The 11,616-nt window shown below is 61.0% G+C and carries 19 protein-coding genes; 2 read left to right on the top strand and 17 right to left on the bottom strand.

The window, feature by feature from the left end; translation table 11 throughout:
• The 13 genes from Q0J75_RS11775 to Q0J75_RS11715 all read right to left on the bottom strand — a co-directional run.
• A partial coding sequence (locus tag Q0J75_RS11775) for a hypothetical protein (protein WP_297201511.1) occupies positions 1–230 on the bottom strand: 230 nt, incomplete at its 3' end.
• A gap of 9 nt (positions 231–239) precedes the next feature.
• Complete coding sequence (locus Q0J75_RS11770; RefSeq protein ID WP_297201509.1) at positions 240–629, bottom strand: hypothetical protein; 390 nt, start codon at positions 627–629, stop codon at positions 240–242.
• Between the two features lies 1 nt (position 630).
• Positions 631–2,646, bottom strand: coding sequence for a hypothetical protein (locus Q0J75_RS11765; RefSeq protein WP_297201507.1), 2,016 nt, complete (start codon positions 2,644–2,646; stop codon positions 631–633).
• An 11-nt stretch (positions 2,647–2,657) separates the two neighbouring features.
• Positions 2,658–2,822: a hypothetical protein gene (locus Q0J75_RS11760; RefSeq protein WP_297201505.1), complete on the bottom strand. Its 165-nt coding sequence runs from the start codon at positions 2,820–2,822 to the stop codon at positions 2,658–2,660.
• 8 nt (positions 2,823–2,830) lie between these two features.
• Positions 2,831–3,193 carry a hypothetical protein gene (locus tag Q0J75_RS11755; RefSeq protein ID WP_297201501.1) on the bottom strand — a complete coding sequence of 121 codons (363 nt, stop codon included), beginning with the start codon at positions 3,191–3,193 and terminating at the stop codon, positions 2,831–2,833.
• Positions 3,194–3,195: 2 nt separating this feature from the next.
• The gene (locus Q0J75_RS11750) at positions 3,196–3,783 is read right to left on the bottom strand and encodes a major tail protein (protein WP_297201498.1); all 588 of its coding nucleotides are present in this window, start codon (positions 3,781–3,783) and stop codon (positions 3,196–3,198) included.
• Between the two features lie 20 nt (positions 3,784–3,803).
• Positions 3,804–4,166 carry an HK97 gp10 family phage protein gene (locus Q0J75_RS11745; protein WP_297201495.1) on the bottom strand — a complete coding sequence of 121 codons (363 nt, stop codon included), beginning with the start codon at positions 4,164–4,166 and terminating at the stop codon, positions 3,804–3,806.
• Positions 4,154–4,507 (bottom strand): hypothetical protein, encoded by a 354-nt coding sequence (locus Q0J75_RS11740; protein ID WP_297201493.1) that lies wholly within the window; start codon positions 4,505–4,507, stop codon positions 4,154–4,156. Before Q0J75_RS11740 ends, Q0J75_RS11745 begins: the two co-directional genes overlap by 13 nt.
• Positions 4,504–4,878, bottom strand: coding sequence for a head-tail adaptor protein (locus Q0J75_RS11735; RefSeq protein ID WP_297201490.1), 375 nt, complete (start codon positions 4,876–4,878; stop codon positions 4,504–4,506). The genes Q0J75_RS11740 and Q0J75_RS11735 overlap by 4 nt, the downstream gene beginning before the upstream one ends.
• Positions 4,879–4,881: 3 nt before the next feature.
• Positions 4,882–5,208, bottom strand: a complete 327-nt coding sequence (locus Q0J75_RS11730) for a head-tail connector protein (protein ID WP_297201486.1) — start codon at positions 5,206–5,208, stop codon at positions 4,882–4,884.
• A gap of 1 nt (position 5,209) precedes the next feature.
• Entirely contained in the window at positions 5,210–5,620 is a 411-nt protein-coding gene (locus Q0J75_RS11725; protein WP_297201483.1) for a hypothetical protein, read from the bottom strand.
• Positions 5,621–5,632: 12 nt separating this feature from the next.
• Entirely contained in the window at positions 5,633–6,919 is a 1,287-nt protein-coding gene (locus Q0J75_RS11720) for a phage major capsid protein (protein ID WP_297201480.1), read from the bottom strand.
• Positions 6,920–6,940: 21 nt separating this feature from the next.
• A complete protein-coding gene (locus Q0J75_RS11715) occupies positions 6,941–7,351 on the bottom strand; it encodes an ATP-dependent Clp protease proteolytic subunit (RefSeq protein ID WP_297201477.1) in 411 nt (136 codons plus the stop codon).
• Between Q0J75_RS11715 and Q0J75_RS11710 the strand changes: the two genes are divergently transcribed.
• Both Q0J75_RS11710 and Q0J75_RS11705 read left to right on the top strand, forming a co-directional pair.
• A complete protein-coding gene (locus tag Q0J75_RS11710; protein WP_297201474.1) occupies positions 7,350–7,523 on the top strand; it encodes a hypothetical protein in 174 nt (57 codons plus the stop codon). The two genes, Q0J75_RS11715 and Q0J75_RS11710, sit on opposite strands and share 2 nt — an antisense overlap.
• 84 nt (positions 7,524–7,607) lie before the next feature.
• Entirely contained in the window at positions 7,608–7,868 is a 261-nt protein-coding gene (locus Q0J75_RS11705) for a hypothetical protein (RefSeq protein ID WP_297199784.1), read from the top strand.
• 412 nt (positions 7,869–8,280) lie between these two features.
• Here the strand turns inward: Q0J75_RS11705 and Q0J75_RS11700 are convergent, their stop codons facing one another.
• Genes Q0J75_RS11700 through Q0J75_RS11685 form a run of 4 tightly spaced genes read right to left on the bottom strand, consistent with a single transcriptional unit; the run spans position 8,281 to position 11,498 of the window.
• Positions 8,281–8,676: a hypothetical protein gene (locus Q0J75_RS11700; protein WP_297201471.1), complete on the bottom strand. Its 396-nt coding sequence runs from the start codon at positions 8,674–8,676 to the stop codon at positions 8,281–8,283.
• Positions 8,673–10,394, bottom strand: a complete 1,722-nt coding sequence (locus Q0J75_RS11695) for a PcfJ domain-containing protein (protein ID WP_297201468.1) — start codon at positions 10,392–10,394, stop codon at positions 8,673–8,675. Before Q0J75_RS11695 ends, Q0J75_RS11700 begins: the two co-directional genes overlap by 4 nt.
• A 13-nt stretch (positions 10,395–10,407) precedes the next feature.
• Positions 10,408–10,761 (bottom strand): hypothetical protein, encoded by a 354-nt coding sequence (locus tag Q0J75_RS11690; RefSeq protein WP_297201464.1) that lies wholly within the window; start codon positions 10,759–10,761, stop codon positions 10,408–10,410.
• Positions 10,758–11,498 (bottom strand): DUF3102 domain-containing protein, encoded by a 741-nt coding sequence (locus tag Q0J75_RS11685; protein WP_297201461.1) that lies wholly within the window; start codon positions 11,496–11,498, stop codon positions 10,758–10,760. Before Q0J75_RS11685 ends, Q0J75_RS11690 begins: the two co-directional genes overlap by 4 nt.
• Positions 11,499–11,616: the final 118 nt, after the last annotated feature.

Below are 11,616 nucleotides of genomic sequence, written 5' to 3'. Positions count from 1 at the left end.
ACATAGAAGGTGCCCAGCTGCCGGTCCCGGTAGTAGTAGACCAGCTTATCGTTGGGGATGTAGTGGGTCAGGGAGGTGTCGTCGCTGTCCACCTCAAACTCCAGCGTGTCCGCCGCCAGGGCGTCTGAGATGGGGGCCAGCTCCATCAGGCCGTCTCCGGCGGTGAGCTGATAGGGAGCGTCCAGAGCGTCGGAGAACTCCTTGCCGGCATACACGATTCTGTTGCGCACACAATCACCTCAGTCTGGAATCCGTTGGGGCCTGGTGGCGGTGAAGGTCACCTGGAGGCCGGTCCAGCGGGTCATGCCCCCCACTCTGTCCTTCTGCTGGTGCCGCCCGGCGCTCACCTTGGCCTGATAGGTCATGGTGCCCTGCCGGTCCGGCACCGTAATGGTGTGGCTGTCCACCGGGGCGGAGATGGCCCAGAAAAAGGCGTCGTAGTCCCCCGGCGCTTGGGGGTCCGGCTCCACCTCCATGGAGTAGTCATAATAGGTGCCGATGATATCCCGGATATCCGCCCCGGAGATGGCCGTACCGGCGGCGTCTCCATCGTCAATGTGGAAGGACTGCTCCAGCGTGCCTATCTTGACCCGGACCCGATAGGTCACGCCATCCATAACAACCGGCATATCACACCTCCGTCAGCTTATTGCCCTGCCGCCTGGCCTCGTCGTCCAGAGAGAACTTGAACTCCCGCATCATGCCGCCTCCCTTGTGGACATAGAGGTGAAGCGGTACGACGCCGCTCTGGCCGCCCCGCTCGGCAAAGGCGTCCCCCGCGGCCTGTTTGATGGTGGAATAGGGGGCCACGATTTCGGTTTCCCGTTTGTTGTCCCCCAGCACCGCCAAAAAGGGATCGTTGGGCGGCACCACGCCGCCGTTGGCAAAGCCGGGAATGTCCGTGCCATAGGCGGAGGTCTGGGGCTTGCTGACGCTCTGAGCCGCCTGATTGGCCCGCTTGGTGGCGGAATTGACCGCCGCTGTCACGGCCAGCACGCCCGCCACGATGGCAGCCGCCGCGATACCCAGGGTCAGGGCCGACTGGAACGCACCCAGCGCGATGGCCGCCGTCACAGCCGCGGCCGCCACCAGTCCCAGAATAGTGATGACCTTTTCCGCGCCCGTCATATCGTCCCAGGCCGCCGCCACCTGGGTGGCCAGTATGACCAACGTACCAATGGACGCGGTCACAATCCCCATCCGCAGGCCCAGGCCATTTGAGATCCCATCCAGCTTGGACAGCACGCCGGACACGGTTTCCACCGCCCCCGCCACCGGGCTGATGGCCGCCAGCACTGCGGCAATCCCGACAATGGCCCTCTTTGTACCGGCATCCAGTCCATTGAACCAGCTCAAAAAACTGTTGGCCATCTCGGTCAGCTGGGTCATAAACGGCTGGATCTGTTCCGCCAGCTCGGCAAGGGTGATCTGTAAGTCCAGACTGGCCTCCCGGTTTTTTGCAAGGCCCTGGTTGTTTTGCAGCCATCCCTGATAAGCCCCCTCCAGCGGACCATTCACCAGGACGGACAGCGCCAGACGCTGCTTATCCAGTTCGGTGGTGCAAAACCCCAGGTTCTTAGAAAATGTCTCCGCACCGTACCCTACCCGGTCCAGCAACTCCGCAAACTGGCCGGTGGCCTCCCCAGTGGCCAGAGTCTCCTGTAAACTGTCGGCCAGAGACTCGATTTTCAACGTATCCGGGAAGGAGGCAGCCGCGTTGGAAAGCCCCTCCACCGCGATCTGTAGATTGCTCTCTGTAAAACCGGCTTGAAGCAGGTTGGACACGGCCTCAATGCTGCTGTCGGTTTCGCCGGAAATGGTATTGAAGTCGGAAAACGCTTTCCGCGTCGCTTCTATGGAAACGCCAGCTTGCCGGGCATTGTTATCCAGCATCGACAAATCCGCGCGAAACTCCTCTGTGGCCGGGACTGTAGCTGCCGCAGCGGTCGTAAGGCCAACGATAGAAGCCGTCACCGGGGCAAACGTATCCTTAATCTTTCCCGCCTTATCGGACACATCTCCCGCCGCGCTCCCCAGTTTCTTCAGCGCAGAGGTGCTCTCTTCAGACGTGGCTTCCAACGACTCCAGTTCTAGCTCAGTGGCTATAATCTCCCGCTGGAGGGCGTCGTACTGGCTCCGGTCCATCCGGGCCCCAGAAAATTCCTGGTCCAGGTCCTTGACCGCCTTTTGTAGTTCCTGATACCGCTTTCGGGTGTCCTCCAGCTTTTGGGCAAAGGCGTCATACTGCTCGGTGGAGATCTCCCCGCTCTCCAGCTTGGACTGCATGTCGGCGGCGCTGGCCTTCAGCCCCTTCATGGAGGCGGTCACGCTGTCCAGCTCCGCCTTCAGCGGCTGGTATTTCTCCTGATAGGCCTGCCCTCTCTGAAGGGCTTCGTCGGCGTTCTGCGCGGCCTGCCGGAGAATATCCAGCTTTTGCGCTGTTCCATCCACCGCCTGTGCCAGCAGACGCTGCTTCTGCGCCAGCAGCTCCGCATTGCCCGGGTCCAGCTTCAGCAGCCGCTCCACGTCCTTCAGGGACTTTTGGGTATAAGTAAGCTGCTTGTTGGTCCCCGCCAGCGCCTTATCCAGTTTGGTGGTATCGCCGCCGATCTCGACGGTGATACCTCTGACCCGGTTGGTCCCCATGCTCTCCCCTCCTAAAACCGGTCAAAATCGCTCTGGGTGGCCAGCTGCTCATAGTCGCAGGTATCGTTGCCCGCCTCCACCAGCATATCGGTGACCATGCCGATGGTAAGCAGCTCCAGATCCCTCATGGGGATGCCCAGCTGCGCCGCCCGCAGGAGAAACAGCGCCGTGGTCATCTCCCGGTCTACCGGGTTGGTTTTTTTTTGCTTGTTGCAAGGGTCTGGTTGTTGGCCCGCCAAAGCTCCATCAGTTCAGGGAATACCGCGTAGATGGAAAAGGTGTCGAAGCTGTCCAGCCAGGCCTCCACCGTGCGCTCCTTCATGTCCGGGTCGGCATGGCGGGCCATGAGATAGGCCACATTCTCAAAAATCTCCAACAGCTTGATCGGGATGGGGCCCTGGCCCTTCTGCGCCTTCTCCACAGCCTTCTGAATGGACGTCATGTCCTGCATAATATCCCGGCCGAACTTGATACGGTACAGCCGGGGAATGGCCGCCGTGGCCCGGAAGGGCACGTCCCTGCCGTCGATATGGATGACTCTCTCCACGGTCAGCCTCCCACGCCGGGGGCAGCGGGCTGCCAGACGGTCTGATACCAGTTGTTGTACTTCTCATCCGGCGTGTCCGGGGTGGTCTTGGCCTTGATGTTGCCGTTGGCCAGCGGCGACGCGGTGAGGCTGATTTTCTCCGTGGCGGGCTCCTTGCTTTTGTTGGTGGTGGAGCCGGTCAGACCCGGCCGAGTGGCCGCGCAGTTGTAGAGCACATGGCGGGTGGCCTTCTGGTCACCGGCAAACTCAAAGAGCAGGGCGTGGGGCTTGGGCTCGGCGCTCACGTTTTCCACCATGATCTTGTCCGTCTCGTCCTCAGTCTCCCCCAGCACATCCTTGCGGTAGCTGTCCGGGATCAGGGCAATTTCCAGATCGCCGCTGTAGCCGTCATTGGCGGCGGTGACATAGTAGGCCATATCGTCGGCGTAAAAGGTACTGGTATCCCCCTGGGCCTCCATGGACAGGCTCACCGCGCCGGGGATGGGGACCGGAGCGGCATAGGTGACCGCCCCGTCCTCCCCCACCGTCAGCAGCGCATAATGGACATTTTTCAGGCCGAATTTGACCTTGTTGGCTTTGTTCGTCGGCATCGTTACACCTCATTCTCATCCTATTTTCTGAACTGGGACACCAGATCAGCCACGATTTTATCCACCTCTTTATCCAGAGAGCGGCCAATCAGAGCGTGTCCCTTCCGGCTCCTGTTCCCGTATTCAATGATCCAGGTGAGCCACGGCTTGGCGGCGTTGTAGACCTCCCATACCTGTCTCCCCTCCCGGACAACGGTACGCCGCCGCCAGCCTCTGGCGTAAGCTCCGGTATCCTTGGGGCTTCCGGCCCGCAGCAGCTGCCGTAAATCGTCGGCGGCGTGGGCCAGCACCTTATCCAGAGACTGGCGGATATCCGCCGCCTCCACCGCAAGGGTGTCCGCCAGGGCATCGGCAAGCTCATCCACAAAAATTATGGAAGCCATACATATCCCTCCTCCCCCTTCATGGCCTGGGCCTCGCACTCCAGCACCTTATGCTGGCCGTTTTCGTCGGTTGCGTCCACCACATCCGGGCAGGAGAGACCGGACGCGGCGAGGGCCTGCGCCGCCCGCTCCACCAGTTCCAGGCCATTCTCTCCCAGCGGGAGAAACAAATGGACCTGGATCTGGAAGGTAAACAGCCAGGGGACGTTGTCGCAAAACAGGGTGGGCGCCTCGTCGTAAGAAAAGACAAAGCACCGCTCCCGGCGCAGGGTGTCCACATCTGGCACCACCGGCAGCCCCAGCGGCGTCAGAGCCTGGATGATACGCTGGTTCAGGGTCATTTCATCGCCGCCTTTCGCTGGACCTTGACCTCCAGCCAGGTGTGGCGGTCCTCCACATCGTTGACGGAGATCACCTCGTATGGCCTGGGGTCCTTCCCCTGGTAAATCAGGCAGGTACTGGTGATCCTGGGTGTGTACCGCAGGGTGAGGGTGGCGGGCTCGGTTACCCCCGCCTGGCGGGCCTGATAGACCTCGGTTCCCCAGGCGTTGACCCATTTGCAGGAACGGGTCCGCCCCTCCCCAAATACGTTGACCAGCTCTTTCAGCTCGTAGCCGTCGGCATCCTTCAGGACCTCGCCGGTTTCATCCCGGGGCAGGTCGAACACCATGATCCTGGTGCGCAGCTCCCCCGCCCCCGCACATTTTGCCATAGGCTATCCCTCCCCGCCGGTGTCCAGGTTGGACACCGGCTCGGTCAGCTTCAGCTGGGTGATGAGCCGCCGGAAGGCGGGGTTGTCCTGGAGAGTTCCGCTGACCTCCGCGTCCCGCAGGTCGAAGTCCCGCAGCACCATGAAGTTGACGCACAGGTCGTACTGGGCCCGCCGGGCGGTGCCCTCCGGGGGCAGGGACACCCCCGCCCCCTCCAGATAGCCTACAGCGGCCTCATAGAGGGTCTCCAGGGTGAGCAGCTCCTCCTCCGTGGGCTCCTCAATCCGGCAATAGGCCAGCAGCCCGGCCCGCCGCTCCTCGGTCATGGACATATCAGACCACCAGAGTCCAGCTGTTGGCAGCGGGCAGGTACAGGCCGTTGGCAGCTGCTGTCACACCACAGACCACCGCCGCGGCAGCGTCGTGCTGGAACTTGACCGCCACATAGCGACCATGGAGGGCGTTGGGCCGGTAGGTCACCACCGCCACCTGGGGCGCGGTGCCTACGGCATCGGTAAACTTGGCGTTTTTGACCTCCTGGGCATCGCTGCCACTGCTGTCGCTGGCAGCCAGGAGAGTGACAGTCAGGCTCTTATTGGCGCCCAGAGCGGCAACAGACACCAGAAATACCACTTCCTCCCCACCGGAAGTGTCCACATAGGCGGTGGTCTTGTCTGTGGATGCATTCACCGACTGAGGAGCCAGCACATTCTGAAAGGTCAAGGCTTCACTGATACGGTTCATATGCGTTCCTCCTTACTTCCGGTCCGCCAGCGCCACAAAGGGGCTGCGGGTCTTGGTGCTGTTCTTAATAGTCAGGGGCTTGCTCACCTTGGGAGCCCCGTTGCAGCGGTACACCACCCGGAAACAGTTCTGGTCGGTGAGGAACTCCACATGGATGGACCAGTCCTGCTTGACGGTGCCCTTGGTCAGCAGGATATACATATAGGGGTCCACCAGGAGGATGTCCCCAGCGGTACCCAGGGCGGAGCAGCTATCCTCGAATAACACCGGCTTGTTGAGCACCCGCTGGGTGTCGAAGTTGCCCAGACCGCCCTCCGGGTTCCATAGGAACTTGGCCGCCTCGCCGCTCTGGATGGACAGGGTGGGCAGCTGTTCCTCTACGTCGGGGTGCATCAGCCACACCAGCCGGTCCCGGTTTCTGGGCATGGCCCGTGCCTGCATCTTGATCGCGTTGGCTCCCAGGAAGGTGCCGGCCGCCTGGCTCTGCTCTTTGGCCACAGTAATCAGAGCCTTGGAGTGGGTCAGCCCCAGGGGCTTGCCTGCGCCGTCGCCGCAGATGACGCTCTCAGTGAGCAGACGGTCCCCGGCCAGGGTAAAGGAAGAACTGGCAAAGCTGGTCATAAAGGCTGCATCCTCCAGCATCTCATCGGTACAGTAGAGGAAGCCCATCATCTTCTCCAGGTCCATCTTCATCTCCCGGAACTGCGGCTTGCTGGCAGCCACCGCGGCCCCCTCGCTGGCCCAGTACATCTGGACCCCGCCGAACACCGACTTGGACACGTCGGTCTCGTCGGCACTGACCCACCGCATGGCGTTGGCGGAGCTGGAACAGGTATAGCGGTCCAGCCGGTTGAGCAGAGGGCTCTGCTGGACGGCGCTCTCCATAATCATACCGGCAAAGTCGGTCTGAAGGGCAAAGCCGCCGTCGGCGCCGCTGCCCTCGTTGGAGCCCAAAACGGCGTTGTTCACCTGCTGGAGCCGCTTGTCCTCCACATGGTTCTTGCGGAAGTTGTAGATGGCCCGCAGCTGCTCACCCACAGAGGCAAAGGGCTTGTCCTCACTCTTTCCCGCACTCTTGGCGGTGGGGTTGTGCAGGGCGCCGTCATAGACCGGCTCCGCCGCCTCTCGGCTGGCCTTGGCCAGCTTCTCCAGGCCCTGGATCTTGGCATTGATCGCCTCCATCTGGTCCGTGATGGCGCTGGCCTCATCAATCTTATCCTCGCCTACCAGCTGTTCGGCCTGGGCGTAGAGCTGGGCCTTTTCGGCCCGGAGCTTGGCAATCTGCTCCATGAAATCCATCCTGTTGTCTCCTTTCAAACTTCAAAATTCAGCAAGCGCCCTGAGCCTTGCCAGGGTGCGTCTGACCTGCTTCTGCCGGACCTCTTCGGCCCGCTGGCCCACAATATAGGCCTGATACTGCTCCCGCATGGATGCTGTCAGGCGAATTCTGCCGCCAACCGCCGCCACAAAAGCTGCCGGATCTTCCTCTTTACCAGACAACCCCACGATCTCGTCAATAAGGCCATAGTCCTTAGCCTGGGTCGGGCTGATCCAGATATTTTGATCCATCAGAGCCATGAGTTCTTCCTTGGTCTTGGCACTGCTCCGGGCAGTATAGACCTCCAGAATGCAATCTCTGGCATTGCGTAGAGCCTGCGCTGACCGGCGCATATCTCGGTAGTCTCCCTCCGCCGCACCGCTGGGGTTGTGATTCCTGGAGGTGACGCACATGGAACCCACATATACGGACCGATATGCCAACCTGATCGAAGATCCAGTGATGAAGGCCTATTTCTCCCAACTACCCGGCTATATCCAGGCTCAGATCCGAGCCCGCAAACAGCAGCCTGCCACTTTGGAGGAACTTCAGCGCATGGTCGATGAGGTCAAGCAGTTGTTCTGAGCCTCCCAGCCGCCTGCGGGCGGCTTACACAAGGGTACGATTATTTTTTCTCATTTGTGGAACGCTACCGGTTGAGGTGATAGTATGGCCAAGCAAGGCATGGCACGTCCCGATGTAACCCACACCCAGCCCCGCAACACAGAGCCCCCTGTCCCTGAGCTTCAGGGCAAGGCCAAGCACGGGAAAAGCAAGGCAAATCCCATTGTGGCGGGCACCTCGGGTCCCCACATGAAGGTCTGGCACGAGAAGCCCATCCCCTCCGACGCCTACCCGGAGCTGGATACCGATCTGGCCCGGGACAATGTGGAGAACGATCTCCCCGCCGCCGATCTGGAGGACCTGTAACCGGCCCCAAGCACCGCCCCCACCGGGCGGTGTTTTTTTACTCCGGCCCTCTGCCGGGTGCCCCGCCTTTCCTACCATTACCCCGCGTGGAACGCAGGCCTTCAGATCAGCAGGGCCCCGGCAGACAAAGAGAAAAGAGAGTTCGGGTGAGCTGGGCTCTCACCCGGCAGAGGGCCGGAGTATATGCCGTCACATTCTGGTAAGCTCCAGAAGATAAGAACACTTCCTGTCTTTGCATTCTTTACAGCGGTAGTTGTCACATCCATACATGACGCCAACCATCCCATGGCCTTCTAGATCAAAGGTTTTCCCTGTAACCCTTTTTGTCGGTTCCTGGCAGGTGCGACAGTCTGGAGATAACAAAAAATCCACATCCGTCAGATCTATCACTTTCTCATCAGCCATTATTGCTTCAAATTTCCTTTCGCTCCGCCCCGGCTCCCGATACGATTGACTTTCCGCATCGAGGGCAAAACGAAGCGGCGCCTGAAATATGGGGATGAGATTTCCCTGACATATCAATAGCTTCTTCCTTTGTCCTATACCCTTTGAATGTAATAACCTTGTACTTCCCGCAAACAGGACAATCTTCCAACGCCTCCCGGTCGATGTGGGCGGGAGAGTAGGTGTAGGCTGGCCCAACTGTTTTGTACCACTCAACAGCGTTGCACTGCTCTCCGTCAGGGAATGTAAACAGCGGTACAAACGGATTTTTTGTAACCAATGCCCAATAATTTGTTTGAGGTAAATATACTGGTTGCCCATCCATCTCCCGCAACTGCTCCAGGGTCAACGGATCACCGATCATGCCGCACCAACTCCTTTTTGCTCTGCCTTCCCGGTCCCAGCGCGTTTGGGCAGCTTGGGCGTGCCGTCCTCATTCCGCTTGCTGCCCGCCCGGAGCCAGCGCAGCCAGGCATCCAGGAACGCTTTGTGGACCTCCCTGGGCTTGGGACTGCCCGGCAGGGTATCGTTGTGGTAGCCGTGGATCTGCCGGATCTGGTTGCCGTCCATCTCAATGGTCACATAGGGGGTGCCGGGGGCGCTGGACCTGCGCAGAAACAGGATGGTGGTGACCCCTCTCATGTGCCGGTCGGCATAGCCGCCCACACAGTGGTCCAGCATCTTGCCCTCCCGCTGGATGGCCGCCGCCGTGGCGGGGAATACGATCTTCCACCCGTCCAGCTCAAACTCATACTTCAGCCGGCGGGCCCGGCGGTTTTGAGCCTGGCTAATCTCCTGACGCTGGGCCAGCTGCTCCATGGTCAAGTCGTGGGCGGTGAACAGCTCCGGCGGCCACAGCACCCGGCTGTGCTCCAGACAATAGCCCAGCTGGTAAGCTCCATTCAGATAGTCCCGATAGATCTCAAACAGATCCGCGTAATAGACCGCCTCGATGTGGTCCCGGTCAAACTCTCCGCCCAGGTACCGGAGAAACCGGTCCGGGTTCAATCGGTACCGGTTCAGAAACCGGAGCACCTCCATGGGGTCCAAGTGGTGCCCCCACAGATTGCAGAAATCCATACAAAACGGCAGGCTCCACGTCTCCCCCCAATGCCGCCCCACATAGTTGCGTACCTCCAGGGTTTTCAGAGGCGGCTGCATCCCCATCAGAAGGGACAGCTCCCGCTTGTCCAGTTTGAAGGATTTGCGGGGGTCCGGCTCCTCCCAGCACATGGCCGCGGCGTTCTTCTTGCGGCAGCCAATGAGATCGTCCAGGGGCTCCCAGTACCCCGCCTTGGCCAGCATCTCCACCTGCCTGGGGTAGATGGCGTAGGCGGTCAGGTAGGAGATGAAGTCGTGGAAGCGGGCGGCATACCCTCTGGCCCCCAAGGGCCGGTACTGCCAAAGGTCAAAATAGCCGCAGTACCGGAACAGCGGGTGCTCCTCCAGGGCCTCCCGGTTGAGAACGGAATAGGGCTCGTAGTGGTACCAGTAGAAGGAGCACTCCTTAAAGGGTTCGCTGACCAGCTTCCGCCGCCCCAGCTTGTCCCGCTCGTAGGTGATACAGGGATGTTTGTCATCCCACTGGTGATCCACCTGCATCACCTCACCCTTGGCAAACCGGTAGCCGCTGGAGCACCAGGCGGTGGGGCGGGCGGTGAGGTCCGCCTCGTTGGCGTAGTCCTTCCGCAGCGCCAAGGCGTCGGCATAGAGGGCGCCGCCCTGCACATGGAGGAGTACCGTCAGTTCCAACCGGCGCAGGGTCTTCCGCTTTCTGGCCTTGGCCAGGTCGATAATGGTCACGGTCCGGCCGCACCAGGGACAGGTCCAGGATTCTTTGTGTTTCAGGTGGTCCAGCAGGTCCCGGTGCTCCGGCGTCTCGGTCCGGGGCAGGTAGGGCCGGTACTCCTTATGGCCACAGCAGGAGGTGTACAGCCTAACCCCGCCCAGGCCCATCAGGTCCCCCTCTTTGCGGAAAAACAGGTAGTGGGGGAACAGATCATTCATCCGCGTGAGATCTTCCGCCGTCACGGTGGGCCAGCCGTCCAGCAGTTCCTGCTCCCGGTCCGTATACTTCGACATCCTGCCCACCCCCTCAGAAGAAGTCGGACAGGTCCAGCAGGATGCCCTTCCGGTCCGGCTCGGTCTCCGCCGGCTCCAGCTGGATGGACATGGAGAACTGGACCTTTGCCCCGTCGAAATAGAAGGCCGCCGCACGGCGGTAGGCCTCCAGATCGGAGATGCAGTTTCCCACACCCTGGGCCACCGCCTTCATGCAGTCCTGGAAGGAGCCGCCCTGGGCCACCGCCTGGGCAAATTCCTCATTCTGGCGGCAGAACTCCAGCAGGGCGTCCCGCACGGCGCTTTTCATGGCGGACTCCTTGTATCCGGTAACGTCCTTGTATTCCTCCTTCAGGCGGCGTTCCGCCTGCTCATACCAGGTACTCACTCCGCACACCTCCCAATGGCCTCGGCCAGGGCCCGCAGGGCCTTTTCCATGCCCCGGGCGGTGGTCTGGTCCTCCCGTTCCCGGGCCTTCAGAAGCAGCGCCCGCATCTGGTTGCCCTGCTCCTTGGCCTGGTTGAAAAACACCTCAAACTGAGCCAGGTCCTTGTCAGCGCCCAGAGCAGCCTTCTTGTCCGCCTTTTCCATCTCCTCCATGGACCGCTTCAGCACCTCTACAGAGGCCTCGGCCTGTTTCTGCTTGTCCCTGGCCTTGGCCGCCGCCTCTTTGGCCTTGTCCAGCTTGGCCTGCATCTCAGCCACAGCCTCGGCCCGGGCCTTCTCAATGGCAGCCTGGTCCACCACCGTCTCCACCGCCACGTCCACTGGTTTGGATTTCAGGTCAGCCAGTTCAGCCTCCAAACGGGTCACATCCTGCATGGCCTGTTCCCGTGCATCCTGTGCGGAGGCCAGACTGGCATTGAGCAGGCCCATGTCCTCGGCCATCTTGGCCCGGGCCTGTTCGGCGGTGCGCTTGTCGGCCTCGGCCCGCTGGGCGGCAGCCCTGGCCTCGTCCCGCTCCTTGATGGCCTGCTCCAGCTGGCGGGTAGACATGTCGATGACGTTGTGCTCCTCGATGAATTGCTCCCGCTCCTCCGGCGGCAGTGCCAGCAGCGTCAAAACTTTGGTGGCACCCAAATCCGACAGCGCTGTCGGATTTGACCACTCTCTGGCCAAGCGCATCCTCCGGGTCGGAACAAAACCAGAAGCCGGTGGGCTGGCTTGGGTCCAGAAACTTGGGGTCGAAGAGCAGCACCTCACTGATATCGGGTATGCTATTCGACATAGCGCTCACGCTCCT

The organism is uncultured Flavonifractor sp. (assembly GCF_944385615.1).
GTDB lineage: Bacteria > Bacillota > Clostridia > Oscillospirales > Oscillospiraceae > Flavonifractor.
The sequence above is the reverse complement of the archived record's forward strand: the minus strand, read 5'-3'. Positions and strand labels throughout refer to the sequence as shown.

Bases quoted from the DNA above. Each gene is read 5' to 3' on its own strand.
- Q0J75_RS11770 (WP_297201509.1), bottom strand. From the start codon at position 629: ATGCCGGTTGTTATGGATGGCGTGACCTATCGGGTCCGGGTCAAGATA.
- Q0J75_RS11765 (WP_297201507.1), bottom strand. From the start codon at position 2,646: ATGGGGACCAACCGGGTCAGAGGTATCACCGTCGAGATCGGCGGCGAT.
- Q0J75_RS11760 (WP_297201505.1), bottom strand. From the start codon at position 2,822: ATGACCACGGCGCTGTTTCTCCTGCGGGCGGCGCAGCTGGGCATCCCC.
- Q0J75_RS11750 (WP_297201498.1), bottom strand. From the start codon at position 3,783: ATGCCGACGAACAAAGCCAACAAGGTCAAATTCGGCCTGAAAAATGTC.
- Q0J75_RS11745 (WP_297201495.1), bottom strand. From the start codon at position 4,166: ATGGCTTCCATAATTTTTGTGGATGAGCTTGCCGATGCCCTGGCGGAC.
- Q0J75_RS11740 (WP_297201493.1), bottom strand. From the start codon at position 4,507: ATGACCCTGAACCAGCGTATCATCCAGGCTCTGACGCCGCTGGGGCTG.
- Q0J75_RS11735 (WP_297201490.1), bottom strand. From the start codon at position 4,878: ATGGCAAAATGTGCGGGGGCGGGGGAGCTGCGCACCAGGATCATGGTG.
- Q0J75_RS11730 (WP_297201486.1), bottom strand. From the start codon at position 5,208: ATGTCCATGACCGAGGAGCGGCGGGCCGGGCTGCTGGCCTATTGCCGG.
- Q0J75_RS11725 (WP_297201483.1), bottom strand. From the start codon at position 5,620: ATGAACCGTATCAGTGAAGCCTTGACCTTTCAGAATGTGCTGGCTCCT.
- Q0J75_RS11720 (WP_297201480.1), bottom strand. From the start codon at position 6,919: ATGGATTTCATGGAGCAGATTGCCAAGCTCCGGGCCGAAAAGGCCCAG.
- Q0J75_RS11710 (WP_297201474.1), top strand. From the start codon at position 7,350: ATGGAACCCACATATACGGACCGATATGCCAACCTGATCGAAGATCCA.
- Q0J75_RS11715 (WP_297201477.1), bottom strand. From the start codon at position 7,351: ATGTGCGTCACCTCCAGGAATCACAACCCCAGCGGTGCGGCGGAGGGA.
- Q0J75_RS11705 (WP_297199784.1), top strand. From the start codon at position 7,608: ATGGCCAAGCAAGGCATGGCACGTCCCGATGTAACCCACACCCAGCCC.
- Q0J75_RS11700 (WP_297201471.1), bottom strand. From the start codon at position 8,676: ATGATCGGTGATCCGTTGACCCTGGAGCAGTTGCGGGAGATGGATGGG.
- Q0J75_RS11695 (WP_297201468.1), bottom strand. From the start codon at position 10,394: ATGTCGAAGTATACGGACCGGGAGCAGGAACTGCTGGACGGCTGGCCC.
- Q0J75_RS11685 (WP_297201461.1), bottom strand. From the start codon at position 11,498: ATGCGCTTGGCCAGAGAGTGGTCAAATCCGACAGCGCTGTCGGATTTG.